The sequence below is a fragment of the Neokomagataea anthophila genome (assembly GCF_018122595.1).
GTDB lineage: Bacteria > Pseudomonadota > Alphaproteobacteria > Acetobacterales > Acetobacteraceae > Gluconobacter > Gluconobacter anthophilus.
In genome coordinates this window covers 133,006-159,067 of sequence record NZ_JAGRQH010000004.1, presented here as the reverse complement: position 1 = coordinate 159,067, position 26,062 = coordinate 133,006, and the positions used below count along the sequence as shown (strand labels likewise).

Below are 26,062 nucleotides of genomic sequence, written 5' to 3'. Positions count from 1 at the left end.
AAGGAGGTCTCACATCATGACAAAGAATAGTCGTTTTATTGTTAAGGCTGGTATTATTGGTTTATCATTATCAATGTTGGCTGCGTGCTCATCTATTGGTGATGTATCACGTTCTAGTGTTCCGGATAGTGTTTCTTATTCACCTTTGGTTGGGAATGGAAATTTTCCTTAATATGAAGGTGAATTCTTATAGAAACCACTCAATAGACAAGCGCTCTATTGAGTGGTTTTTTGTGTTTTTAGAGAGAGAAATTTTCACCCAGATAGACCCGGCGAACATCTTCATTGGCGACGATCGCCTCGGGGGTGCCTTCCATTAAGACTTGCCCGCCATGCATGATGTAAGCGCGGTCAATGACCTCAAGAGTTTCACGGACGTTATGGTCTGTGATCAGTACGCCGATGCCACGGTCTTTTAGGTGTGAAACAAGGTCACGGATTTCACTGACGGCAATAGGGTCAATGCCCGCGAGTGGTTCATCCAAGAGAATATAGTTGGGTTGGCTGGCGAGGGCGCGGGCAATCTCTAAACGGCGACGTTCCCCGCCGGAAAGTGCTAGAGAAGGGGAGCGACGGAGATGTGTAATGCCAAACTCAGCCAAGAGGCCGTCGAGCATGGTTTCTCGTACATCTGGGTCAGCTTCAATGACTTCAAGCGCAGCCATAATGTTTTGCTCAACATTGAGGCCGCGGAAGATGCTGGCTTCTTGTGGGAGGTAACCAACGCCTAAGCGAGCACGGCGGTACATGGGGAGTTCTGTGATTTCTGCGCCATCCAGTGTGATGGAGCCAGTGTCCGGCTGTACGAGGCCGACGATCATGTAGAAGCTAGTTGTTTTGCCCGCTCCGTTTGGGCCGAGTAGGCCCACGGCCTCACCACGCTGCACTTTGAGCGAGACGTTTTGAACAACGGCACGCTTTTTATACGTTTTGCCGATGCCTGTTGCGACCAAGCCAGTGCTGGTGTTGAGTGTGTGGGTGGTGCTGGGAGAGGTTTCAGAAGTCACGGTGGTTTGGTCACTTATGCGGCTGAGACGGGGCGGCTTCATTGGGAACGACAAGCCCTTGGATGGGAGAATCGCTGCCGGGCAGCATGGTGGCAATGCCCGTTTTCATGTTCACGATAGCTTGGGAACCGTTATTTTGATTTTGGCCTTGTGTCACATGCACATGACCAATCAAACGTGCGATTTGGCTATCGGCCACATAGACGCCGCGATCGCCTGTGGCTGTCTGGTTCTGCGTACGAATAATGACATGACCCCAACCATAGGCGCGGTCAAGTTTTGAACTGCCGCCGCCCAGTGGGCCATTGGTGGTATTCGTATTGGCAGATTGTGGGGCTGGTGTTGTGGGTGTTGTGCTTTGTGGGGCGGTGTAAGCAGCGAGTACATCCGCTTGGACTTGTTTGCCGTCATTGGTGGTCACGGTAGCATTGCCGCGCCCGACGGACATGTGATCTCGTGCATGATATTCCATGACATCACGCGCGGTTAGAATGTCTTGTGGAGTTGTGAGGCGCAGAGCATGGCCTGTGAGCAGCATGACTGCTTGGTCCATGTCATACATGCCGCGGTCCCCCCATGCTTGGTCTGCCTGATTGTAGACATGGACGTGTCCACGGGCTTCGAGCCGGTAAAGTTCCAGCGAGCCGCTCATGGGGTCGGAGCTATCGCTTTTTTGCTGAGGGTCTTGGGTCGGTTGGTTCTTTTTGCGGAGGTAGCCGATTAGCGTATCAGCATCGACGGTGACATCGCCACGAATAGCCCGCGCGCCGCCGCTGAGGGTGACGGTTTGAGAGTTACGATCATAAACTTCTTCACCCTTCCAAAACAATTTGACGGTTTGGCCGTGTGAAAGGTCTTGTTCTCCTGCAGTCGCGTGGGCTGTGCTGATGCAGAGTGGTGCTGCGGTGCAGAGCAGTGCGGTTAGTGCGCTGAGGAGGTGGGTTTGAAAGGGACGCATCATGGTGCCGTATGTGCTCCTTTGGGTGAGGGCTGAGGCCCAGATTGTGTCCCAGTACTGGAATCGTCAAACCGGACGGTTTGTCCCGCACCGGTGAACTGCATGATACCCTCATGTTGATCCAGAAAATACCCCTGAGCATCTTCTGTGCCAAAAGGGCCTTCTGCATGGACGCTGTCATGGGAGGCGACGACGTCATGTTTTAAGTCCAGATCGGCGGAGGGGCCATTGAGTAGGGTGCCGTCGTCACGATACAAAACAACATGTCCGTCTAGGTTCAGTGTCTGTTCGTGCTGCATATAGACCCCGCGATCGGCTTGGATTTGTGCCCAGCCAGAGCCCGGTAGCATAATGTCGGCCACGGGGTTGGTCAGGTCAACGCGGTCTGGTCCGTCTTGGTGAGTGACGCGGGCTGAAATCGTGTAGGGGCGTTGGTGTTCATCAAGGCCACGATATACGGCATCTTCCATATTGCCGCTTTCGACGCGGAGGCGTGCCATTTCACGCATGGCAGCGCGGTTCTGGCTGACGAGATGCGTGACCTCGGGCCATGCGGCGATAGAAACGAGCAGTAGAATAGCTAACGTCGGAAGAGCTTTTTTTGCAAAAGCAACGACTGTGCGGCGGCGAGCAAGATCCTGTGCGTTTGGGATGGCGCGGTCCCGCTCAAGCGCTGCCTGACGCAGGGCGTCCAATCGTGAAATCGTTTCGCGGCGCTCTTGGCTGAAATCATCCCGCTGAGGGCGAGGTATTGGGCCGTTAGACGGTGGGGTTTCTTGGTTCACCGGAGGCCTGCGCGAAGGAGGTCATGGAGATGTACAATGCCGACTGGTCGCTGGTTTTGATCAAGGACAAAGAGGCTTGTGATGGGTTTGGAGCGTGCATTCATCTGACGTAATGCATCTTGAGCCAACGTCGATGGGGTCGTCGTGATGGGGTTATGATTCATGACGTCCCTTGCGGTGATGGTGTGCAAGTTGCCCAGAAGGGCATGACGCAAATCTGCGTCTGTAATCAGGCCGCACAGGGCGCCTTCGTCATTGATAACACCCATGCAGCCGAATGTCTTGCGTGTCATTTCAAGAATAACATCCTGCAAGGAAAGATCTGGCTGGCCTAAAGGAAGTGCATCGCCTGAGTGCATGAGGTCACGGACTGGGCGTAATTGCGCGCCGAGGCGACCGCCGGGGTGGAATGTACCAAAATCTTCAGCGGTGAAATTACGACGTTCCAGTAGGGCGATAGCGAGTGCATCTCCCAAGGCCAGTTGCATGAGCGTGCTTGTGGTGGGGGCAAGACCCATTGGGCATGCTTCAGAGGCGCGCGGAAGAAGGAGGGTGAGTGAGGCGGCGCGGGCTAAAGCGGAATCAGCCATAGCGGTGATGGCGATGACGTTAATATTGCGGCGTGCGGCGTAGGTTAATATTGCGGCGAGTTCTGCTGTTTCCCCTGAGTTGGAGAGGGCGAGAATAAGATCGCCTTCAGCCAGCATGCCGAGATCCCCGTGGGCAGCTTCAGCGGGGTGAATAAAGAGAGAGGGGGTGCCGGTTGACGCGAGGGTCGCTTGAATCTTGCGTCCAATATGACCGGATTTTCCGATGCCTGTGACGGCGAGGCGACCTGTGCAGTCAAAGATCATTCGTACCGCATCGTCAAAGGAGCGGCCGAGGGGGCCGTTGAGAGCGGTGCTGAGAGCCTCCAGCCCTGCGCGTTCTGTGAGCAGGGTTTGGTATGCTGACTGGTGAGCGTGCAGGCTTGCTGAAGGCTGGGACATCTGGGTGTTAGGCGCGATGTGAGAAAATATCGGGGTCTTCGTAGCCGAGTAGATCCAGTTTTGCGCGCGCGGAAAGGAAGTCGTAGCAAGACTGTGCGAGGTCGCGGCGGTTTTCACGGATCAGCATAGCTTCGAGCTTGGCCCAAAGCGCATGCAGGTACAAGACGTCTGATGCCGCATAGCGCATTTGGTCTTCGCTTAAGGTTGGGGAGCCCCAGTCAGAACTTTGTTGTTGCTTGCTGAGTTCAACGCCGAGAAGGTCACGGCACAGATAAGCGAGGCCGTGGCGGTCTGTGAAGGTATAAACAAGGCGTGCGGCAATTTTTGTACAAAGGACGGATGGAACATCAACGCCGAATGTATGTTGAAGCACGGCAACATCGAAGCGTGCAAAATGCATGAGCTTGGTGATGTTGGGGTTGCTGATCAGGGCTTTAAGGTTGGGGGCATCTGCGCCGCGGCCACCAAGGGACGTGGGGCGTATTTGCACGAGATGCGCTTCGCCATTGCCGGAAGAAAGCTGTACGAGGCACAAGCGGTCACGATGTGGGTTGAGGCCCATGGTCTCAGTGTCAATGGCGACAACTGATCCGAGGTCGAGATCTGCCGGCAGGTCGCCGTCATGAAGATGGATGGCGTTCTGCTGGCTCATGTCGTATCACCGCTGTTTTGAAGATGCAGGGCGATGCGGCCAGTAGTTGGGGGCCGATCCGGCCTGATCTATAAAGTAATGGTGCCCAGAAGAAGACTCGAACTTCCACGTCCTTTCGGACACAGGTACCTGAAACCTGCGCGTCTACCAATTCCGCCATCTGGGCATAGAGGCCACCGTTTTCGTTTCAGTTTCCTGAAGCGCTCCGGCTCGGTGAAGAGGCGTTTAGCCCGACGGGGTGGCGGCGTCAATGGTGAAAATGGTGAATATCCATAAAAATGTAAAAAAGATGAATTGAGGTGTCTTTGGTATGAGTTTTTGGAATGGGGCATATGCTTGAAGGTGTGTGGTGGCCAATTTTGGATATTACGTTTAAAAAACAAAAATACTCATAAGATATTGATATAAAACAACTAAACTAGTTGTTTTTGATAGTCATTCTCAACAATTGGGTCCGAAAAGGACCTTATTATTAAAAATTGAGGCGCATTGATCATTTCTTGATCGATTGAATAAAAAAATAGGTCAGTAATGCTGACTATTATTGTTGCGGGTGAGGTTTTAGCAGGGAGAAACTTAAAAAATAACGTGTTCTGTGGCGCGGGTGAGGGGACTTGCTGCGTGTGTTGAGCATTGAGAAGAGGAGTGTGGGTGCATGACGGAGCGAATGCTGCAATTCGTCGAGCTCTCTCAAAAGCTGCCTGAGAAGCGTAGCGCAGAGGAGCGGAAGCAGGATTTTGGTGAAATCTATCAAGGTTTCGCGCGTGCCCGCGCAGAAGAGCAGGCTTCTCGGTGTTCACAATGCGGCATTCCGTTTTGCTCTGTGCATTGTCCGTTAGGGAATAATATTCCTGATTGGTTGAAGCTCACGGCGGAAAACCGATTGCAGGACGCTTATGAAATGTCTGCAGCGACCAATACGTTCCCAGAAATCTGTGGCCGCATTTGCCCACAAGATCGTCTGTGTGAAGGTAATTGCGTGATCAATAAGGGTTTTGAGAGTGTCACGATTGGCGCTGTTGAACGCTTTGTTACGGAAAATGCCTTTGCCGAGGGGTGGGTGAAGCCGGTTAAGCCAGATCATGAGATCCAACGGAGTGTTGGGATTGTCGGGTCTGGCCCCGCAGGGTTGGCATGTGCTGAGCGCCTGCGTCGTAAAGGGTATGAGGTGCATGTGTATGAGCGCCAAGACCGTGTCGGTGGTTTGCTGACCTACGGCATACCGAGCTTCAAGCTTGAAAAAGATGTGGTTGAACGCCGTTGGAAGCTGTTGGAAGAGCAGGGGGTGATCTTCCATCTGTCAACGCCGATTGGCGCAGGTACTGGTGAGACGTCTCTGGCAGACTTACGGACGCGCCATCACGCCGTGTTCTTAGCAACGGGTGTATATCGTTCGCGCGCGATTAATGTGCCCGGTTCTGAGTTGACTGGTGTGGTGAATGCCATTGATTTTCTGACTGCGTCTAATCGTCGTGGCTACCATGAAGACCCCGGTAATGATGTGGCGCTGCATGCGAAAGGTCGTCGGGTTGTTGTGATCGGTGGTGGCGACACGGCGATGGATTGTGTGCGTACCTCTATCCGCCAAGGTGCGGCAGAAGTGACCTGCGTGTATCGTCGTGACCGAGCTAATATGCCGGGCTCCCGCCAGGAAGTGTATAATGCTGAGGAAGAGGGTGCTCGGTTTGAGTGGCTCTCAGCTCCGGATGCGTTCTTGGGAGATGAGCAGGTTTCGGGCGTGCGTGTGCAGAAGATGCGTTTGGGTACACCAGATGCGACAGGCCGCCGCTCGATTGAGGCAACAGGACAACATGCCATTGTGGAAGGTGACCTTGTCATCCGTGCTTTGGGCTTTGATCCAGAAGATTTGCCGGGACAATGGGAAGAGCCTGACTTGGCTGTGACACGCTGGGGGACGTTGAAAGTGCCGCCGCGTGGGTTTGAAACAAGTCTGCCGGGTGTTTTCGCTGGCGGTGATATTGTGCGCGGGGCGAGCTTGGTGGTGTGGGCCATTAAGGATGGGCGCGATGCGGCAGACGCTATTCACCGTGCATTTGAAGATGGTTCCCTGATGGGGCAGGACACGCTGGAAGCGGCGGAGTGAACGATATGACACATTCTACTTCAGAAAATTTCACCGCAGAATACGCTGCCAATGTGAAGCGCTTGGAAGGGCTTTATGACCCGTCACAAGAGCGCGATTCCTGTGGCGTTGGTCTTGTCGCTGCTCTAGATGGCCAGCCTTCACGCGCCGTTGTGAAAGCCGGGATCGAGGCGCTGGGCAATATCTGGCACCGCGGTGCGGTCGATGCTGATGGTAAGACCGGCGATGGTGCAGGTATTCACGTTGAAGTGCCGCAAGATTTCTTTGCCGATGCTGTGCAGAGCAGCGCGCAGGATGACACGATTGATGGCCGCATCGCGGTTGGGATGATCTTCCTGCCGAAGACGGATCTTGGGGCGCAGGAGCGCGGTCGCCAGATTGTTGAGACCGAGGTTCTGAACTTCGGTTACGGTATTTATGGCTGGCGTCAGGTGCCGATCGATGCCTCTTGCATTGGTGAAAAAGCAAACCAGACGCGCCCGGAAATTGAACAAATCATGATCCGCAACGCTCTGGGGAGCGATGAAGAGACGTTTGAGCGCGATCTATATGTGATCCGCCGCCGGATTGAACGCCGTGCGACGCAGGATCATGTGGATCTGTATGTCTGCTCATTGTCATGCCGTTCTTTGATTTATAAGGGCATGTTCTTGGCAGAAAACCTGACGGATTTTTATCCAGATTTGCTGGATGAGCGTTTCGTCTCCCGCTTTGCCATTTACCATCAGCGTTATTCGACCAATACGTTCCCAACGTGGAAGTTGGCGCAGCCTTTCCGCAAGGTGGCGCATAATGGTGAGATCAACACCATTTCGGGTAATACTAACTGGATGCGTTCGCATGAGACGCGTTTGTCGCACCCGAATTTGAACTCGTATTTGGACGATTTGAAGCCGGTCATTCAGGCTTCGGGTTCTGACACGGCGGCATTGGATAATGTCTTTGAATTACTGACCTTCTCTGGGCGTGATGCGCCTATGGCGAAGACATTATTGGTGCCTGCCTCTGCTGGTGCAGATTCCGCGATGTCTGAAAAGGCACGGGCGATGTTCCGCTATTGTAATGCGGTGATGGAGCCGTGGGATGGCCCGGCTGCGTTATGTGCTACAGATGGACGCTGGATTGTTGCTGGGTTGGATCGTGCGGGTTTGCGCCCGCTGCGTTATTCTATCACGACAGATAATCTGCTGATCGTAGGTTCCGAAACGGGCATGGTGCGGGTGCCAGAATCCCGTGTTCAGCGCCGTGGGCGGCTTGGCCCAGGGGAGACTTTGGCGCTCGATCTGCAAGAAGCGCGGCTGTATCAGCCGAGTGATGTTCTGGAAATGCTGGCAGATCGTCAGGATTATAGTGAATGGACGCAGCGTATCACGGATATCGCGCCTGTGGTGCGAGATGCGGTGGAGCCTGCAGGACCAGAAGGGGAGGCGCTACGGCGTTTGCAGGTTTCTGTCAGCCTGACGCATGAAGAGCTGGAAACGATTTTGCACCCTATGGTGGAGACCGCTGCAGAGGCGCTGGGCTCTATGGGGGACGATACGCCGTTGCAAGTTTTGTCCAAGACGCAGCGTGGTTTGTCCAATTATTTCCGCCAAGGCTTTAGTCAGGTCACCAATCCGCCGATTGATTCCCTGCGTGAAACACGGGTGATGAGCCTGATTACACGTTTGGGTAATCTGGGGAATGTCTTAGACCAATCGGCTGAGCAGTGTGACTTGCTGCAACTGCCGAGCCCGGTTTTGACCATTGGTGAGTTTGACGCGTTACGCCGGGTGTGCGGTGAAAATGCGGCGGTAATTGATTGCACGTTCTCTGCCGCGGATGGGGAAGAAGGGCTGCGTGCGGCCATTGCATCCATCCGTGCACAAGCGGAAGAGCATGTGCGTTGTGGTTGTTCTCACCTGTTTCTGACGGATGAGAATGTCAGCGCAGAACGTGCAGGTATTCCGATGGTGCTGGCAACGGCGGCTGTGCATGTGCATTTGGTGCGGACATCGCTGCGGACCTTTACCTCTCTGAACGTGCGGAGTTCAGGCGCGATTGATGTGCATGCCATTGCAGTGACCATCGGGGTTGGTGCAACGACGGTGAACCCGTCTTTGGCACAGCATTGTATTGCGGACCGCCTGCGTCGTGGCTTGTTCGGTACGTTGACCATTCGGGAGGCGATGGAGCGTTACCGTAAGGCCGTGGACAAGGGTCTTCTGAAGATCATGTCCAAGTTCGGGATTTCGATTATTTCTGCTTATCGTGGCGGGTATAATTTTGAGGCGATTGGCTTGTCTCGTGCGCTGGTGGCGGAGTTCTTCCCCGGCATGCCGTCCCGTATTTCGGGCATTGGTCTGCCCGGTATCGCACGCAATATCTTGAAAGCGCATAAGCAAGCGTGGGACCAGAAGGTTGAGGCGTTGCCCATTGGTGGGCGTTATAAGCTGCGCCGCAAGGGCGAAACGCACGCATTCTCCGGGCAGTTGGTGCATATGCTGCAATCGGCTGTGACGGCGAATAGCTTCACGCTGTATAAGCGTTACGCAGAAGGCGTGCGCCAGACTGCGCCAGTGGCGCTGCGTGATTTGCTGGACTTCAAGCCAGCACATGCACCTATCCCCATTGATGATGTTGAAAGCATCACGCAGATCCGCCGTCGTTTGGTTGCTCCCGGTATCTCGCTTGGTGCTTTGAGCCCAGAAGCGCATGAGACATTGGCCATTGCGATGAACCGCATCGGTGCGAAGTCGGATTCCGGTGAAGGTGGTGAAGATCCGATCCGTGCGACGCCGCGCCCGAATGGGGACAATGCGTCTTCTGCGATTAAGCAGGTGGCATCTGGGCGTTTTGGTGTCACAGCGCAGTATTTGAATGACTGCCGTGAAATCGAAATCAAGATGGCGCAGGGTGCAAAGCCGGGTGAAGGCGGGCAGTTGCCGGGCTTTAAGGTCACGGAACTGATCGGTCGTCTGCGCCATGCAACGCCGGGTGTGACGCTGATTTCACCGCCGCCGCATCATGATATTTACTCCATCGAAGATCTTGCACAGCTTATTTATGATCTGAAGCAAGTGAACCCGACGGCGACGGTTACGGTGAAGCTGGTAGCGCGTACGGGTATTGGTACGATTGCAGCGGGTGTGGCCAAGGCGAATGCTGATGCTATTCTGATTTCCGGTCATTCAGGCGGGACGGGTGCGAGCCCTCAATCCTCCATCCATTATGCGGGTTTGCCGTGGGAAATGGGGTTGAGTGAAGCGCACCAAGTACTGATGCTGAACCGTTTGCGTCACCGTTTGGTGCTTCGTACTGATGGTGGCATCAAGACGGGCCGTGACGTGGTGATGGCGGCGATGCTAGGTGCTGAAGAGTTTGGTATCGGCACGGCAGCGTTGGTGGCGATGGGCTGCATCATGGTGCGCCAGTGCCACTCCAACACGTGCCCAGTGGGTGTGTGCGTGCAGGATGAGCGTCTGCGTGAGAAGTTTGATGGTTCACCGGAGAAGGTGATCAATCTCTTCACGCTGATCGCGGAAGATGTACGCCATATTCTGGCTGATTTGGGTGTCCGTTCATTGAAGGATGTGATCGGCCGTACAGATCTGTTGCGTCAGGTCTCACGTGGCGCGGATTATCTGGATGATCTGGACTTGAACTCTTTGCTCGTTCAGGCGGATCCGGGTGAGCATGCGCGTTATTGCACCCGTGAAGGGCGCAATGAAGTGCCGGACACGTTGGATGCAGACATCATGGCAGATGCGCGTCCGCTTTTCTCACGTCGTGAGAAGCTGCATTTGCATTATACAGTGCAGAATACGCACCGCGCGATTGGTACCCGTGTTTCGGGTGAGATTACGCGTCAGTTCGGTATGCATACGCTGCCAGAAGGGCATTTGACGCTGTCTCTGCGTGGTTCTGCCGGTCAGTCCCTTGGGGCGTTCGCTGTGCAGGGCTTGAAGCTGGACGTTGAGGGTGATGCGAACGATTACGTTGGCAAGGGCCTGTCTGGTGCGACGATTGTGGTGCGTAAGCCGCCATCAGCGCCGTGGCGTTCGGAAGAAAACTCGATTATTGGTAATACCGTTTTGTACGGTGCGACGAGTGGTAAGCTTTTTGCCGCCGGGCAAGCGGGTGAGCGTTTTGCTGTGCGTAACTCCGGTGCGATCACGGTGGTTGAAGGTTGTGGCTCCAATGGTTGTGAGTACATGACGGGTGGTACCGTGGTGATCTTGGGTGAAACGGGCGACAATTTTGGCGCAGGATTCACTGGCGGTATGGCGTATGTTCTGGATCGCGCGGGGCGTTTTGAAGCGCAGGTGAATGCAGATACGGTGATGTTGAACCGTGTTGCGCCGGGTAGCCGCTGGGATCAGGAACTGCGTGCCTTGGTTGAGGCGCATGTTCAAGAAACAGGCAGCACCTATGCGGAAGATCTTCTGCACTGCTGGGAGCAAACGCTGGAGCAGTTCTGGCATGTTGTGCCGCGTGACTACGCTAAGGTGATTGGTTACGTGCAGGAGGATTTGTCGAAGCTCTCTGCTTAATTTTCGCTGCGAGCGAGAGTTTTTAAAAAAGCCCGTTCTTTCTGTTATTCGCAGAAGGACGGGCTTTTTTATGTGCTGCTGAGAGTGTGTGGAAAGAGATGTTCACAACGTCATAGTCTCGCTGGATATCAGCAGGGACCATGAAGCTGTATTTGTTTGGAAAAGCTGTGCCGCGTTAGATCACGACAGAGACAAGCAAGGCAAAGAGTAGGCCGAAGACGGAGATTAGCGTTTCCAGCACAGACCATGTTTTGAGTGTTTGTGGGACCGTTAGGCCAAGATACTCTTTAATTTGCCAAAAGCCTGCGTCGTTCATGGGGCCGAGAGCCACGGAGCCAGCGCCGGTGACGAGGACCATAAGTTCGGGGGAGACGCCGTGTGTATGGGCCAAAATGGGGCCCATAATGCTGGAGGCTGTTGCCATGGAAACGGTGGAAGAACCACAGGCTACACGCACAATGACGGCGAGGAGCCAGCCGAGTAGCAGCATGGGCATGTGAATGCTCAGTGCAGCGTCTGTAATGGCTTTAGAAACGCCGCTGTCAATCAGTTCTCGGCCGAATCCGCCACCTGCGCCAACCAGCAGCATGATGAGGGCAGTGGGAGCCAGACATTCATTCGTGAAGCGTAAGATGGTTTCACGGGAGAAGCCACGGGCGAGGCCGAGCACGTAAAATGAGAGGATGGTGGCAACGGCAAGGGCGATGTCTGTATTGCCGAAGAAATGGAGCGCTTGGTTGATGCCGCTATGGGGCGTGCTGATGCTATCTGCGGAGGAGCCGAGGAACATTAGTACGACGGGCAGTAAGATCGTAATGACCGTTGCGCTGAAGCTGGGCAGGTTTTCTGGGGGAGTGGTTTTCAGGAATTGTGCAGCGAGTGGGTTATGCTCGGTGAGGGGGACGTGTTTGGCGGCAAAGCGCCCAAAGAGTGGCCCTGCGATAACGGCAATGGGGGTGCCAATGAGAATACCGAAGAAGATCGTCCGCCCGATATTGGCATGATAAGCCGACAGAGCCAGCAAAGTGGCGGGGTGTGGCGGTATCAAGGCATGGGTGACGGAGAGGGCGGCCCCCATGGGTAAGGCCACTTGTAGAAGAGGTGTTTTGGTGCGCTCTGCCAGAACGAAGGCGAGCGGGATCAGCAATACAAACCCGATTTCGAAGAAAACTGGGAGACCGACGAGGAGACCGATGACCATCATCGCCCAATCCACGCGGTTACGCCCGGCGAGGTCTGACACGGTGAGGGCGATGCGATCAGCACCGCCGGACTCTGTCAGCATTTTCCCCAGCATGGTGCCAAGTGCAATGACCGTGCCGACATGACCCAACACATGGCCTGCACCATTCTCAAACGACGCGACGACGTGATCTGCCGGCATCCCTGCGATGAGTGCGAGAATAATGGAAACAGAAAAGAGCGTGATGAACGGGTTCAGCCGCAACCGGGCGATGAGGACAATCAAGGCGAGGATGGAGCCTACGACGAGGCACAGCGCAAAGGGGATACTCATGGTCACGTATCCTGAAAAGGAATGTCTTGTGAGGGCTAACGCCTTTTTAGGTCCCTCGCCAAGGGTTGTTGGGGGGAATGCAGGCGATATCCCGTGATTGTGAAAAAGATGAAGGGGGCGTCATGCCGTAGAGTGGTGGTTTATGTGCAGAGATACGTTTGACGGTACGTGCAGGGCGTCTAATATCCTTTTCTTATGACATACGATCTTTTTGCTCGCCCGTTTTCTGTTGCTTCTGCCGCTTCGGGGCAGGGGATGTCTCACGCTGGGGCGGATACTCCCCCACGATGGGATTTGAGTGATTTGTATGCATCGGTTGATGATCCTCAGATCATGACGGATTTTGACGCTTTGGAGCGTGAGGCTCAAGCGTTTGCAGAGGTATGGAAGGGCAAACTGGGTGAGAGCGATGCGCGGTCTTTGGCTGATGCTTTTGCCATTTATGAGCGCATTGAAGAGGGCTTAGGCCGTATTGGATCGTTCGCACAGCTAGGTTTTGCCGCACATACGACGGACCCTGTGTGGGGACGCTTTTCTCAAGGTGTGCAAGAGCGTTTGACGGATATCTCCGGGCATTTGTTGTTCTTTACGCTGGAACTGAACCGTTTGTCTGATGAGCAGGTGGAAGCGCTTGTAGCGGCACCTGAGATGGAAAAATGGCGTCCATATTTGCGGGATTTGCGCGTTTTTCGTCCGTATCAGCTCTCCGATGAGGTTGAACAGGTCCTGATGGATAAATCCGTCACGGGGCGTAATGCGTGGAATCGTCTCTTTGATGAGACAATGGCGGAACTAACGGTGACCTTGGATGGTGCAACGCGCCCGCTGGGGGATGCGTTTAATGCTCTGACCAGCAGTGACCGGACGCGCCGGGCGCAGGCAGCAGAGCAGATTAGCCATGTTCTGGGCCAGAACTCGCGGCTGCTCACGCAGATTACCAATACATTGGCAAAAGATAAGGCCATTACGGATAAGATGCGGGGCTATCCACGCCCGACATCGTCGCGCAATCGGGCGAATATGGTGGAAGATGAGGTCGTGGATGCATTGGTGTCTGCTGTGGATGAGGCCTATCCACGTTTGTCCCATCGGTATTATGCGCTGAAGGCTAAGTGGTTGGGACTGGAGACATTGGAGCATTGGGACCGTAATGCGCCTCTGCCCGGTGTTGTGGATGCGGACCTGTCATGGCGCGAGGGCTGCGGGATTGTGCGTGATGCGTACACGCAGTTTGACCCTGAGTTGGGTGCGCTTGTGGAGCGCTTTCTTGATAAACCGTGGATTGATGCGGCGGCGGTACCGGGGAAATCCTCTGGTGCGTTTGCGCATCCCGTGACGCCTTCAGTACATCCCTATATTTTGATGAATTACCATGGCCGTGCGCGTGATGTGATGACGCTTGCGCATGAGCTTGGGCATGGGGTTCATCAGATTTTGGCGGGAGAGGCGCAGGGTTATCTGAATGCTTCCACACCGTTAACCTTGGCAGAAACGGCCTCCGTTTTTGGTGAGATGCTGACGTTTCAATCGCTTTTAGAGCGTGAGACGGACCCTGTGCGTCGCCGGTTGCTCTTAGCCTCAAAGGTTGAGGACATGCTGAATACGGTGGTGCGTCAGGTGGCGTTCTATCAGTTTGAGGTCAAGGTTCATGATGAGCGTGCGCGTGGAGAGCTATCGTCGGAGAAGCTTGGCGCAATATGGCGTGAGGTACAGGAGCGAAGCTTAGGTCCGGCGTTTAATTTTACGCCGGATTATGATCATTACTGGTCTTATATTCCGCATTTTGTACATTCGCCTTTTTATGTGTACGCGTATGCTTTCGGGGACTGCTTGGTGAATGCGCTATACGGTGTATATCGTGCGCAGCCAGATGGGTTTGCAGAGAAATATCGCACCATGCTCAAGGCGGGTGGTACGTTGCGCCATAAAGAGCTTTTGGCTCCGTTTGGGTTGGATGCGTCTCAGCCAGATTTTTGGAAAACAGGGTTGGACGTTATCTCTGGGCTGATTGATCAGCTTGAGCAGGAAGGGTGATCTCTCATGGCGCGTGATTTGGACGATACCGGTTTTCTGGGTGGGGTTCAGCGCTTTGCGCGGACTTCCGGGGCTGTGGGAGGAATTGCTGCACGCTTGGCCGGTCATAAGTTGGGTATTGGCGGTAACCGAGCGGGCCATGCAGAGGATTTGAAGGCGGCTTTAGGGAATCTTAAAGGGCCGTTGATGAAGGCGGCGCAGCTTTTATCCACCATTCCGGGTGCGTTGCCGGAAGAATATGCGAATGAATTGGCACATTTGCAGGCCAATGCACCCCCTATGGGGTGGAATTTTGTGCGCCGTCGTATGCGTGCGGAGCTTGGGGCGAATTGGGAGCGGCACTTCCGTTCCTTCAGCCATGATGCTGTGGCCGCAGCCTCTTTAGGGCAGGTGCATCGTGCGCGTTTGGTTGATGGGCGCGAGGTAGCGTGTAAGCTGCAATACCCGGACATGCAGGGCGCTGTTGATACGGACCTGAAGCAGTTTAAAGCAGCGTTGAGTGTGTTCCGGCAGATTGATGGAACCATTCAGCAAGATGAAGTCTATGCTGAACTGTCCGACCGCTTGCGTGAGGAGTTGGATTACCGGCGTGAGGCCAGTCATCTGCGTTTGTACCGCGATATGCTGAAGGACGTGCCAGAGGTTACTGTGCCTTCAACGGTGCCAGAACTCTGCACGGGCCGACTTTTGAGTATGGAATGGGTCAGTGGCCGCAGTATGCGCTCCATGTTGGAAGGAGAGATGTCACAAGAGTCACGTGATGCATTGGCGCGGGCGTTGTTTAAGGGATGGTACACGCCGGTTTATCGTTACGGTGTCATTCATGGTGACCCGCATATGGGTAATTTTACTGTGCGGGATGATGATGGTCTGAACCTGTTAGATTTCGGTGCTATTCGTATTTTCTCTCCCCGTTTTGTGGAGGGGGTGGTGCAGTTGTTCAAAGCGCTGCAAACGAATGATGAAGATTTGGCCTTTCATGCGTATGCAAAATGGGGCTTCCAGAATATCTCGCGTGATACGGCACAAGTTTTGAATGAATGGGCGCGCTTCTTTTATCGCCCACTCATGACGGACCGGGTGTGCTCTATGCAGGAGAGCAATGACCCGGCAGAAGCTAAAGCAGTCCTAGGGCGTGTTTATGAAGGCTTGAAGCGCACAGGCGGGGTGAAGCTGCCACGTGAATTTGTGCTTTTAGATCGCTCAGCCATTGGCTTGGGGAGCGCATTTTTGAAGTTAGGTGCGCGTTTGAACTGGCATGAAATGTTTCAGGAACTGATTGAAGGTTTCAGCGTGGAAGCATTGGAGGCCCGTCAGCGAGATGCTCTGCTGCGGGCTGAGGTACCTGCGCCTTTAGCCTAATATTTGCATCCAATGAGTGATGTGATGACCTGGAACGAGCATGCTGGGGTTTAATGGCCGGGTATGGTTTGTGCTGGGTGTGTGCGGTTCAAGGCGGGCGTCGATCTAGAGGGGTCGCGCATTATGGCGGTTTTTTGTGTGGGGCGTACCGTCGTTTCTGGGGACATGTTTTAAGGTTTTTGTTGTTCCGTAAGAGATGAGCTTGCCCTTCTGGTCAAGCCTTTATGGATGGTGCGTCATGTGCGGGCACCATCCTTATTCAGCGCGCTGAGGGCTGATTTGTGTCGTGGCGATTATGCCCTCACATGCGACGCACAGGTAAAGCCGTGGTGGGTGTGATGTTTCTGACATGGTTTGAAATTACCCAAAAGGATAATGAAACTATATAACATTATTAAAAATAAATTTATGGAGAGTCTTGTGCTGTCTCGGAAATATGCCCTGTTGGCGTCTGCCTTGTGTTCTGGGATGTTGGCGTATACCCCGGTTATGTGTGCGGACACCGTATCAACGAATGTGACCTCAAAGAGCGAACATATTACCGTTGTAAAGCAGAGACAGCCTTACTTGGGGCGGGTGGCGATCAAAGACGTGCCCCAAAATATTATCGCACTGAGTGCTAAGACTTTACAAGAAACCGGCACGACCACATTGGCCAATGCATTGGATATGGTGAGTGGTATAGCGCATCAAAACAGTTTCGGTGGGCTATGGGACAGTTTCGCTGTTCGTGGTTTTGCGGGTGACATCAATGTGCCAAGCGGCTTTTTGGTGAATGGATTCAATTATGGTCGTGGTTTTGGTGGACCACGGGATATGTCTGGGGTTGAGCGCATTGATGTGCTCAAGGGGCCGAGTTCTGCTTTGTTCGGGCGTGGTGAGCCAGGCGGTACAGTTGATATTATTACTAAGAAGCCGCAATTTGAGCAGCATGGTAGCTTTGGCTTACAGGGGGGAAGCTATCATGATGTGCGGGTTGAGGGCGATTATACCACGCCAATCACGCAGAATATTGCTGTTCGTTTGAATGGTGCATTTGAAGATAGCGATAGTTTTCGTAATACAGTGCATACGCGTAAAGCGACGATTGCTCCCTCTGTTCTGTGGAAAATAACGGATAAGACCAGCCTGTCTTATCAAATGTCGTATACGCGGCAGAATATTCCGTTTGACCGTGGTGTTATTGCCCGCAATGGGCAGTTAGGAGTGGTACCTGTTAGCCGCTTCTTAGGGGAGCCTGCGGACGGCCCAAATAAGGTCAGCGATCAAGGACATCAGGTTCAGTTGCAGCATGATTTTTCGCAAGATTGGGGGCTGCAAGCTGGGTTTGGTGATCGCCTGACGGGGCTGAAAGGGTATGGCGAAACACCGGAATTGGCGGTGGCGCGGCAGCCGTTTTTCCGTGATGGGCGGACACTTGCGCGGCAACGGCGTTATATTGATTTTCAGACGGAAGATCGTGTCGGGCGGCTGGAAGTGAGTGGTCTGTTTAAGACATGGGGTATGAAGCATCATATTCTGGTGGGTACGGATTATGATGTGTTTGACTATGACAACACGCAGAAGCGTTATCGTCCGCCCGCACTTGTCAGTAAGCCTTCTTTTGCTGCGCAAAATGCCATTGATATTTTTGCACCGGTTTATAATACGAGTGGGACCTTGCCGGATGCGAGTGCATTCGTTTTTAATCAAAAGGAAAATAGCCGTACCGCTGGTGGGTATGTGCAAGATCAGATTGATGTCACGAAGAAGGTGAAGATTCGCCTTGGGGGGCGTTATGATGATTATCGCCAGACGATCAATTTCCATACGAATGGTCTGACGTCGGGGCAGCATCAGACGGCATTTAGTCCACAAGCTGGCGCTGTTTATGAGCCGATCCGCACGGTTTCTCTCTATGTGAGTTATGGCCGTGGTTTTCGTCCTAATTCGGGGACGAATTATGCCGGAACGCCGTTCCGGCCAGAGCGGACGCGTGATGTGGAAATCGGTGCGAAGTATAGCTCGCTGGACCGACGGGTTGAGGTATCTATGGATGCCTTCCGTATGACGAAGGATAATATCCTGACGTCAGACCCCGTACGGACAGGGTATTCTTTGGCGATTGGTTCTGCTGTCAGTCAAGGCGTGGAAACAGATATTCATGCGGCATTACCTTATGGTTTCCGCACGATTGCCAGTGCGTCTTATATTGATGCTCATTCTACCTCCACAGCGCTTGATCCTGATTTTGGGCGTGTTGTTGCTAAGGGGGATCGGCTGCTGAATATTCCGGCGTGGAGTGCGAATGTGCTGCTATTTCGGGATTTCGACGTGGCGGGGCATGCGGCTATGCTGGGCGCTGGCGTCAATTATGTTGGGCAGCGTATGGGTGAAACCGGGACGCAGTTTCATCTGCCGAGTTACACGTTGGTACGTCTTATGGGATCATTTAACGTAACCAAGCGCTTGGTTATGAGCGGGCAGATCGATAATCTGACGAACCGTACATGGTATGCCAATAGTTATGCGGCATTATGGGTTTACCCCGGTGCGCCGAGAACATTTTCTTTACGCGCTCGCTACGGGTTCTAAACGAAAAGGGAGGCCAAATGGCCTCCCTTTTTTTACGTGCATGATCCCAAAAGGCTTACAGGCTGACGTTCACGCCAAACTGGAAGCTACGGCCAATGACACCGGCTTGTGACCATGATGAGTTGTACAAGTAGGCGCCATATGTTCCGAAGTCATATGGGGATTTGAAGCCAAAGATATTGTACACGTTTGTGTACAGGCCGACGCGCTTGTTCAACTGGTAGTTCAGCGTCAAGTCTACATCCCAGAAGCTTTTCACACTGCACTGGTTTTGCGGCACGAAGGAACTGTTGCTTGGTACGACAGATGTTGAGCAATCATTGGCTGTGTTCGGGCCATTGGCGTCTTCAGCTGTCGTTTTATAGCCGCTCGTGTAGTAAACTGTGGCTGTTGCGGTAAGCTTTTTATAGATGACAGTATTCGCCCAGTTGGCGCGCCATTGAGGGGTGCCGGACCCAGAAGTGGTGTTGTATGGGCCCAATGTTCCGGCAAAGCGCTCAATACCGAGGCCCGGCATGGACATGTTGTAGCGGTGTGTCCACGTGGCTTCGCCTTTGCTGTACCAAGTCACGTCACGCAGGAAGCCACGTAGCGGAATATTGGCAGAGAATTCAGCTTCCACACCATCGGTCATGACGTAGCTGGTATTGACGTAGCCGAGGTTGATTTGAGCCGGGCGTACTGGTGCAGTTGGGTTTTGTACGTCTGGAATATCCGGCTGTACGGAGACGCCGGCGGGGAGTGCTTGTCCGGTGATATACGCATTCGCCACTGACTTGTAGGACACAGGGTTCGGCGCGATGTAGTTGGATTTTTTGATGTAGTAATAGTCAACAGACAAAGTGACGTTGCTGGCAGGAGTGAGCACCATACCGCCGGTGAAGTTCGACGAAATTTCGGGCTTGAGGTTTGGGTTTCCTGCCGTGTTCAGGCCGATGCTGTAAGATTGTGCGTAGTTGTTTGGGGTGCCATTTGGGTTTTGGTGCTGTGCCAGCCACGCTTTGTTTGTGATGGCGTATGGAACATACCCCACCTGTGAACCGCCAGTTTCAGCAAAGCTTGGAACACGGAAGCCATTTGTGTAGGTGCCGCGCAGGGTCAGTTCATGCAGAGGGCGGAAGTTTACGCCGACTTTTGGTGAGAAGTGGCTGAACCCTTCAGAGTAATGGTCAAAGCGGCCTGACGTATCGATGCTCAACATTTTGACGACAGGAATACCCACTTCGTAAAAGCCAGATTCAACCCAGCGGCTGCCGACAGCATTGAACGGGTTAATCTTGCTTGTGTATTGAGCGCCAAGGTCAGAGAAGTTTACAGGGTTTGCGCTTGGGTCATTGAGAGATTCATAGCGAACATTGGCACCGACAGCGAGGTTCACCATACCGCCGGGGAGGTGGAACAGGCCTTTGCTCAACACAGCTTCGCCAGAATACATTTGAGTGAGTGCATTCATGACATTGGTTGGCGCGATGGATTGGCGCACGGCATCTGTGTTCAGCCATGGTTCAATGAAGTTATAGGTGCCGTTTGCAACAGCTTGGCGGATGCCATTGATGGTAGGCACGCCTGTGATGGTTTGCTGGAGTTTTGTGTTCATGCCAACGAAGTTGACGTCATAGTTCCAGTTGCCACCCCAATGGGAGGGCTGCCAGCCGCTGAGACGGGTTGAGCCACGGAAGTTTTGGCTGAACTCCGTGGTGGTTGGGACCATGTCACCGAAAGTATAATAGATTTGTGCCGGAGTGCCTTGTGCAGCATAGGGGTTGTTTGGGTTCAACTGGCCATTGGACAAGTAAACCGGCAGAACGATGTTACGCGTATCGGCTAATCGAGCCTGAGTTTGGCTGCGGACAGAGGCTGGAGAGCCGGTAGAATAGGACAAATTCTGCGAATAGGTGAACATAGATGTCCACTCAGCGCGCGGTCCTACATTGACGGTTAGGTGGCCTGTGGCTTCGATGCGCCGGTCTTCGGGCGTGATGAGGCTGTAGTTGTTCACAGTGTCTTGCGTACATGCGGAACTAACAGAACCGGCGGGGGTGCCGGCGGCATATCCACGCACAATTTGGGTTTTGCAATTTGATGGATTGAGTAAATTCCAACCACCAACGCCGCCACCTTGGCCGTTGCTCGGGCGTACCATAGCGGCAGGCGTTGCGCTGAAATTTGCGATGCTTCCGTCTGACGCAAGGATATTGGTTTGGCCGTTTGTACCGCCGATGCCGGTCAGATCGCTGGTTTTGAAGGGGTAACCAAGCTGACGATTGTAAAGGGCATCGTCGTTTTGATATTCGGCGTTAACGTAAAAGTTGTAACCGTCACGGGCTAAGGATCCGTGGCCGTATGTGGCGTAGAGGCGTTGGTGTCCACCATCTCCGCGCTGGTTTAGGCCACCTTCGGCATTGCCTTCAAAGCCTTGAATTTCTTTGCGGGTGATCATGTTGATGACGCCAGCAACAGCGTCGGCGCCGTAGGTTGCGGAGCCACCATCTTTTTTAACGTCGACGGTCTGGATCAAGGACATTGGGATCCAGTTTGTATCGACGAAGTTACGTTCACCGTCATCGGAGAGCGGATAGTAGGAAAGGCGTTGGCCATCCATCAAAACCAGTGTGGAATCAACCGTAAGGCCATGCATGGATGGTGCGGAGGCACCTTGAGCAAAAGCACCATTCGCCGAGAAAGCGGAGGTAAGGTTGCCAGATCCGTTGGACGAAATAGATTGTAGCATTTGTGTAACGGTTTTGAGGCCGCGGCGCTGCATGTCTTTCGTGTTCAGGCGCGTAATGGGAGAGGCATTGCGCAGGTTGGGATCATGCAGGAGTGTGCCTGTAACGATCATGTGCTCCGAGCCAGATGCCTCAATTTGTTCGGGCTGTGACGCGGCTTCGATAGATGCCTTTTGGTGCTGTGTTGTAGCTGGTGTTGCTGGCACAGCAACGCTGCTGTGCACGGGAATTGTGTGTGCAGCAGAGTTATGGGGCTTTTGGTGATGAATTTTTTTTGGTTTTATCAGCGGCATAGGCATTGCAGCTCATGATGCCTGTGAGGGCTGAAAATGAGAGCAATGCTGCGCTTTTGAGATGGCGTTTTGTAAAATATTTTTGTGCTCGTTCGGTCATATACGGCCTACAGATCAGTATGAATGTTATGTTTTTGCGGAAGAAACATGCGTTACGTTGCGCAAAGTTAATGTTACGTTTTGCAGAAATGTAAAATATTTTCTAGGTATAACGTTGCAGAAGGCGATCTTTTTGTAAAAAGTGATTTATTAGACACATTTTTACTAATTTTATGAGTGAAATGTGCCGGTTGGTATTTAGAAAAGTTCAAGCTGCTTGCGTGTCGTTGTAACCTGACGTGGCTGTTGTTCCAGCCACGCGCCTATGAGGGCGCTGATAAAATGTTGCTCGCTTTTTGAAAGAGGACGGCCTTTAGGGATGTTATGCCATTTGGCCAAGCAACCGCGGCAGCAAGACGCGGTGGCATGTTGAGCGGTGAACACCGGATGCCCACGCATGGGGGTTTGTTTGCCGTCATGGTGTGGAAATGCTGGTGCTAAGCGGGTTTGTATAAAGTGCTGGGCGTGTTGTGTGATGGTCGTCATGTCGCGCGTGGACAGGTAGTGCTGGTCCGGTGCAGACAAGGTAAAACGTGCCCTGAATGGAGAACGTTGTAAGCGCGTGAGTACGCGCGCAATCGCGTCTAGTGGTTCTGGCATGAAGGGTTACATGGTGAGCCCCGGCAGCGATGGCCACAGCCGAGGCATGCTTTGTTTTAGAAAATATCTTTGATCAGGTCATCGCCAATGGCAAAGCCAGCGCCAGCCTCAACGGAGCGCGCAAAGCCTGAATTGAGAATGTTTGAGAAAAAGCCGCCATTGGCTGTCTGTGGGGCCGCTTGTGGTGCAGGGGCAATCGGTGGCTGCACGGGCGCGCTCTGCTGGACAAAGCCTTGTGGGGCGTAATTTTGATTTTGTGATGCGTTGGATAGGGCAGCATGGAGCTGTTGTAACAGGGTCGAAACTTGCTGCTGCTCAGCTTGGAAGGCCAGTGCCAACTCTCGCAGGTCCAAGGCCCATTCGCGGGCTTGTTGGTCACCGCTTTGTGCCGCGAGCTGCATTTTGGAGCCGAGTGTTTGAAGCGCTTGTGCGGATTGTTGTGATTGCTGTTGAAGTTGGTTGTAGGCCTGTTCGATAGTTTGGACGTCCATGGCCGTAATCCTTTTATAATGTTCAGTGTTTGGCGCTATCGTGCCCGTCATGGGCAATAAGGTTGATAACGCTTGGGAAAACGTATGGTAGGTTAATATGTTTCCTTTAGGGCGTGATCGCCTGTGTATGTGGTGATGTAGGGTAGAAATGGCCAAGAAAACCTCAGCGCGTCAGCGTCCAGAATCTATGCCGATGACATCTTTCCGGCCGGAAAAGCAGGCAGCAAAACCGAAAACACGGCGGCTTGTGGTGCATTCGGAGTATGAGCCTGCGGGGGATCAACCAACGGCAATTGCTGAGTTGGTCGCGGGTGTTGAACGTGATGAGCGTGATCAGGTGTTATTGGGTGTTACGGGGTCCGGTAAAACCTTCACCATGGCCAAGGTGATTGAAGCGACGCAGAAACCAACGCTGATTTTGGCTCCGAATAAGACGCTGGCAGCGCAGCTTTATGGAGAAATGAAGCAGTTTTTTCCGGAAAACGCCGTCGAGTATTTTGTGTCGTATTACGATTATTATCAGCCGGAAGCTTATGTCGCACGCTCTGATACCTATATTGAAAAAGACAGCCAAATTAACGAACAAATTGACCGTATGCGCCATGCCGCGACGCAGGCTCTTTTGGAGCGCAATGATGTTGTGATCGTGGCTTCTGTCTCTTGTATTTACGGTATTGGCTCTGTTGAAACCTACTCCAAAATGGTGGTGCGTTTGGAAGTTGGGGGTGAGATTGACCGCGAAAAGCTGATTAAAGCGTTAGTGGAGCTCCAATATCGGCGTAATGATGCTGCCTTCGAGCGTGGGACGTTCCGTGTGCGTGGGGAACAGGTTGATATTTTCCCGGTACAAAATGAGGACCGGGCTTGGCGTGTGTCTTTGTTTGGCGATGAGATTGATCAGATTATAGAGTTTGACCCGCTCACGGGGAATAAAACGGCTGATTTGGCCGAGATCAGCGTGTATGCAAACTCCCATTATGTAACGCCACGCCCAACACTTAATCAGGCGATGATCGGCATTAAAAAAGAACTAAAGAGCCGTTTGGAGCAATTCCAAGCGGAGGGCAAAGTGCTTGAGGCAGAGCGTTTATCCCAGCGCACGGCGTTTGATCTGGAAATGATCGAAACGACGGGCGTGTGTAAGGGGATTGAAAACTACTCGCGCTATTTGTCCGGCCGTGGACCGGGTGACCCGCCGCCGACATTGTTCGAATATTTGCCTGAAGATGCGCTGCTGATTGTGGATGAAAGCCATGTCACCGTGCCGCAAATTGGCGGGATGGAGCGGGGTGATAGGGCACGGAAAACGGTCTTGTCAGATTTTGGTTTCCGGCTGCCATCGTGCATGGATAACCGTCCGCTTTCCTTTGAAGAGTGGAATATGTTTCGGCCGCAGACAGTGTGTGTGTCTGCCACGCCCGGCCCGTGGGAAATGGAGCAAACCGGAGGTGTGTTTGCCGAACAGATTATTCGCCCAACGGGGTTGATTGACCCTATTACGGATGTGCGCCCGGTTGAAGGGCAGGTTGATGATGTTCTGCACGAAATCCGCGCTACTATCGCTAAGGGTGGCCGTGTGTTGGTGACGACCCTGACCAAGCGGATGTCTGAAGATCTAACGGAGTATTTGGGGGAGGCCGGGGTCAAGGTTCGCTACTTACATTCGGATGTAGACACGCTGGAGCGGATTGAGATTATCCGTGATTTGCGCCTAGGCGCGTTTGATGTGTTGGTTGGGATCAACTTGCTGCGGGAAGGCTTGGATATCCCGGAATGTTCGTTGGTCGCGATTTTAGACGCGGATAAAGAAGGGTTCCTGCGGTCTCGGACGTCTCTGATCCAGACGATTGGCCGTGCTGCGCGTAATGTGGATGGCCGTGTGCTGCTTTATGCGGATAAAATGACGGATAGTCTGACCTATGCCATTGAAGAAACAGCGCGGCGGCGTGCGCGGCAAATGGCCTTTAATGAAGAGCATGGCATTACGCCGCAAACGGTAAGGTCACGCATTGGCGATGCGATGTCTTCTGTCTTTGAGCAAGATTATGTGACGGTGGCGCCAGATCAGGCGCAGGATACGCAGCAATTTGTGGGTAAGTCTCTGCCGGAGACGGTAAAAGAACTGGAGAAGCAGATGCGTGATGCCGCTGCGAATCTGGACTTTGAGCAGGCCGCGCGCTTGCGTGATGAAATCCGGCGCTTGGAGGCTATTGATATGGGGCTGGAACCGCCACCACTCCCGACATCAACAGCGGGTCGCCCCGGTATTCAGAAAACGGCTAAAGCCTCTGGTCCGGTGCCATTAGGGCCGGGCGGTGGCGGGTACGATCCTGCGAAAAAGCGGGGTGGACAAGGTCGTAAGAAGCGTTAATCCCTGCGGGAAAGAGTACAACCTACAGCGTAAAAGGCAGACATACCCCATGATCGAACTGACCAAAGGGCAAAACACCGTCACGGTTTTTCCAGAGTTGGGCGGCGCGCTGGGCGCATGGTGTTTTGATGGGCAAGAGGTGTTCTTGCCTGTGGCGAATGCGGATTTGAAGGCGCAGAAGGGCGAGGCCGTTGGCGCTTATCCTTTGGTGCCGTATTCAAACCGGATTGCGGATGGCCGCTTTGAAGTGGATGGGACAGCGTATCAATTAGATCGCAATATGGGGGATCATCCGCATACGATTCACGGCAATAGTTGGGAATTGCCGTGGGTAGTAGCGCATAAGACAGAGAGCCATGTTGTGCTCACGTTGGAACACCGCCCGAATGTTGAAGCGCGGCAAGATGAACGGCAATGGCCTTTCGCTTATCGTGCAGTGCTCGTGTATCAACTGCATAATGATGGTCTGGCGGTTGAGATGGTCGTCGAGAATTTGGACGATGTAGAACAGCCTGTCGGGTTTGGGTTCCATCCCTTTTTAGCCGCCCAAGGACCAGCGACGCTGCGTTTTGAAGCAGATTCTGTGTGGATTACGGATGCGCAAGGTTTGCCTATTCGCCATGAAAAGACGGATGGTGAGTGGTCTTTTGCGCAGCCCGTTGATGCACATGCGCGGTTTATTGATAATTGCTTTGCCGGGTTCAAGGGGGCGGCAGAGTTGGTGCGGCCAGAGGTTGGATTGACGGTTCGTGTTGAAGCCGATCCGATCTTTCAGCATGCGGTCGTTTTTACAGCACCGGATGGGCCATTTGTCGCGTTAGAGCCTGTAACGAATATGACGGATGCGATTAACCGCCCAGACATTGCCGGGCGTGGTTTGCATGTGTTGAAGCCGGGTGCGCGCATTGGTGGGGCTATGCGCTTTCGTATTGCCCGTTCTGCTTAAGAGGTATGCTTCTGGGCCAT

At 53.4% G+C, this 26,062-nt stretch carries 17 protein-coding genes and 1 tRNA gene; 8 read left to right on the top strand and 10 right to left on the bottom strand.

Annotation, left to right across the window (positions count from 1 at the left end; genetic code table 11):
• The first annotated feature begins 16 nt into the window (after positions 1-16).
• On the top strand, positions 17-172 hold the full coding sequence (locus KB213_RS07870) for a hypothetical protein (protein ID WP_211681932.1): 156 nt from the start codon (positions 17-19) through the stop codon (positions 170-172).
• A gap of 67 nt (positions 173-239) precedes the next feature.
• On the opposite strand, the gene lptB is transcribed toward KB213_RS07870, so the two are convergent.
• From lptB to KB213_RS07840, 6 genes are all read right to left on the bottom strand, one after another.
• Positions 240-1,007 (bottom strand): LPS export ABC transporter ATP-binding protein, encoded by a 768-nt coding sequence (gene lptB / locus KB213_RS07865; protein ID WP_211681930.1) that lies wholly within the window; start codon positions 1,005-1,007, stop codon positions 240-242.
• 10 nt (positions 1,008-1,017) lie between these two features.
• Positions 1,018-1,968, bottom strand: coding sequence for an LptA/OstA family protein (locus KB213_RS07860; protein WP_249110359.1), 951 nt, complete (start codon positions 1,966-1,968; stop codon positions 1,018-1,020).
• A complete protein-coding gene (gene lptC / locus KB213_RS07855; protein WP_346266687.1) occupies positions 1,965-2,750 on the bottom strand; it encodes an LPS export ABC transporter periplasmic protein LptC in 786 nt (261 codons plus the stop codon). The genes KB213_RS07860 and lptC overlap by 4 nt, the downstream gene beginning before the upstream one ends.
• Positions 2,747-3,739: a KpsF/GutQ family sugar-phosphate isomerase gene (locus KB213_RS07850; protein WP_211681928.1), complete on the bottom strand. Its 993-nt coding sequence runs from the start codon at positions 3,737-3,739 to the stop codon at positions 2,747-2,749. The genes lptC and KB213_RS07850 overlap by 4 nt, the downstream gene beginning before the upstream one ends.
• 7 nt (positions 3,740-3,746) lie before the next feature.
• The gene (locus tag KB213_RS07845) at positions 3,747-4,391 is read right to left on the bottom strand and encodes a ribonuclease D (protein WP_211681926.1); all 645 of its coding nucleotides are present in this window, start codon (positions 4,389-4,391) and stop codon (positions 3,747-3,749) included.
• A 79-nt stretch (positions 4,392-4,470) separates the two neighbouring features.
• Positions 4,471-4,557: transfer RNA gene (locus tag KB213_RS07840), tRNA-Leu, on the bottom strand.
• Positions 4,558-5,046: 489 nt separating this feature from the next.
• On the opposite strand from KB213_RS07840, the gene KB213_RS07835 reads away from it, so the two are divergent.
• Positions 5,047-6,495, top strand: a complete 1,449-nt coding sequence (locus KB213_RS07835) for an NAD(P)-dependent oxidoreductase (protein ID WP_211681924.1) — start codon at positions 5,047-5,049, stop codon at positions 6,493-6,495.
• Between the two features lie 5 nt (positions 6,496-6,500).
• Positions 6,501-11,027: a glutamate synthase large subunit gene (gene gltB / locus KB213_RS07830; RefSeq protein WP_211681922.1), complete on the top strand. Its 4,527-nt coding sequence runs from the start codon at positions 6,501-6,503 to the stop codon at positions 11,025-11,027.
• Between the two features lie 175 nt (positions 11,028-11,202).
• Here gltB and KB213_RS07825 read toward each other — a convergent pair whose 3' ends face one another.
• Positions 11,203-12,543 carry a GntT/GntP/DsdX family permease gene (locus KB213_RS07825; protein ID WP_211681920.1) on the bottom strand — a complete coding sequence of 447 codons (1,341 nt, stop codon included), beginning with the start codon at positions 12,541-12,543 and terminating at the stop codon, positions 11,203-11,205.
• Positions 12,544-12,738: 195 nt separating this feature from the next.
• Between KB213_RS07825 and KB213_RS07820 the strand changes: the two genes are divergently transcribed.
• The 3 genes from KB213_RS07820 to KB213_RS07810 all read left to right on the top strand — a co-directional run bounded on the left by KB213_RS07820 (position 12,739) and on the right by KB213_RS07810 (position 18,513).
• Positions 12,739-14,577 carry a M3 family oligoendopeptidase gene (locus tag KB213_RS07820; protein ID WP_211681919.1) on the top strand — a complete coding sequence of 613 codons (1,839 nt, stop codon included), beginning with the start codon at positions 12,739-12,741 and terminating at the stop codon, positions 14,575-14,577.
• Positions 14,578-14,583: 6 nt separating this feature from the next.
• On the top strand, positions 14,584-15,939 hold the full coding sequence (locus tag KB213_RS07815; RefSeq protein WP_211681917.1) for an ABC1 kinase family protein: 1,356 nt from the start codon (positions 14,584-14,586) through the stop codon (positions 15,937-15,939).
• A 420-nt stretch (positions 15,940-16,359) separates the two neighbouring features.
• Positions 16,360-18,513, top strand: coding sequence for a TonB-dependent siderophore receptor (locus KB213_RS07810; RefSeq protein WP_346266686.1), 2,154 nt, complete (start codon positions 16,360-16,362; stop codon positions 18,511-18,513).
• 55 nt (positions 18,514-18,568) lie between these two features.
• Here KB213_RS07810 and KB213_RS07805 read toward each other — a convergent pair whose 3' ends face one another.
• The 3 genes from KB213_RS07805 to KB213_RS07795 form a co-directional block, all read right to left on the bottom strand.
• A complete protein-coding gene (locus KB213_RS07805; RefSeq protein ID WP_249110358.1) occupies positions 18,569-21,535 on the bottom strand; it encodes a TonB-dependent receptor plug domain-containing protein in 2,967 nt (988 codons plus the stop codon).
• Between the two features lie 297 nt (positions 21,536-21,832).
• Positions 21,833-22,234, bottom strand: a complete 402-nt coding sequence (locus KB213_RS07800) for a DUF4186 domain-containing protein (RefSeq protein WP_211681910.1) — start codon at positions 22,232-22,234, stop codon at positions 21,833-21,835.
• A gap of 56 nt (positions 22,235-22,290) precedes the next feature.
• Positions 22,291-22,725 carry a hypothetical protein gene (locus KB213_RS07795; RefSeq protein WP_211681908.1) on the bottom strand — a complete coding sequence of 145 codons (435 nt, stop codon included), beginning with the start codon at positions 22,723-22,725 and terminating at the stop codon, positions 22,291-22,293.
• 148 nt (positions 22,726-22,873) lie between these two features.
• On the opposite strand from KB213_RS07795, the gene uvrB reads away from it, so the two are divergent.
• On the top strand, positions 22,874-25,096 hold the full coding sequence (gene uvrB / locus KB213_RS07790) for an excinuclease ABC subunit UvrB (RefSeq protein WP_211681906.1): 2,223 nt from the start codon (positions 22,874-22,876) through the stop codon (positions 25,094-25,096).
• Positions 25,097-25,145: 49 nt separating this feature from the next.
• On the top strand, positions 25,146-26,042 hold the full coding sequence (locus KB213_RS07785; RefSeq protein WP_068169479.1) for an aldose 1-epimerase: 897 nt from the start codon (positions 25,146-25,148) through the stop codon (positions 26,040-26,042).
• The last annotated feature ends 20 nt before the right edge of the window (positions 26,043-26,062 follow it).

Excerpts from the sequence above, each read along its gene's own strand:
- KB213_RS07870 (WP_211681932.1), top strand. The coding sequence starts at position 17 with ATGACAAAGAATAGTCGTTTTATTGTTAAGGCTGGTATTATTGGTTTA.
- KB213_RS07860 (WP_249110359.1), bottom strand. The coding sequence starts at position 1,968 with ATGATGCGTCCCTTTCAAACCCACCTCCTCAGCGCACTAACCGCACTG.
- KB213_RS07850 (WP_211681928.1), bottom strand. The coding sequence starts at position 3,739 with ATGTCCCAGCCTTCAGCAAGCCTGCACGCTCACCAGTCAGCATACCAA.
- KB213_RS07845 (WP_211681926.1), bottom strand. The coding sequence starts at position 4,391 with ATGAGCCAGCAGAACGCCATCCATCTTCATGACGGCGACCTGCCGGCA.
- KB213_RS07835 (WP_211681924.1), top strand. The coding sequence starts at position 5,047 with ATGACGGAGCGAATGCTGCAATTCGTCGAGCTCTCTCAAAAGCTGCCT.
- gltB (WP_211681922.1), top strand. The coding sequence starts at position 6,501 with ATGACACATTCTACTTCAGAAAATTTCACCGCAGAATACGCTGCCAAT.
- KB213_RS07825 (WP_211681920.1), bottom strand. The coding sequence starts at position 12,543 with ATGAGTATCCCCTTTGCGCTGTGCCTCGTCGTAGGCTCCATCCTCGCC.
- KB213_RS07820 (WP_211681919.1), top strand. The coding sequence starts at position 12,739 with ATGACATACGATCTTTTTGCTCGCCCGTTTTCTGTTGCTTCTGCCGCT.
- KB213_RS07815 (WP_211681917.1), top strand. The coding sequence starts at position 14,584 with ATGGCGCGTGATTTGGACGATACCGGTTTTCTGGGTGGGGTTCAGCGC.
- KB213_RS07805 (WP_249110358.1), bottom strand. The coding sequence starts at position 21,535 with ATGCCGCTGATAAAACCAAAAAAAATTCATCACCAAAAGCCCCATAAC.
- KB213_RS07800 (WP_211681910.1), bottom strand. The coding sequence starts at position 22,234 with ATGCCAGAACCACTAGACGCGATTGCGCGCGTACTCACGCGCTTACAA.
- KB213_RS07795 (WP_211681908.1), bottom strand. The coding sequence starts at position 22,725 with ATGGACGTCCAAACTATCGAACAGGCCTACAACCAACTTCAACAGCAA.
- uvrB (WP_211681906.1), top strand. The coding sequence starts at position 22,874 with ATGGCCAAGAAAACCTCAGCGCGTCAGCGTCCAGAATCTATGCCGATG.
- KB213_RS07785 (WP_068169479.1), top strand. The coding sequence starts at position 25,146 with ATGATCGAACTGACCAAAGGGCAAAACACCGTCACGGTTTTTCCAGAG.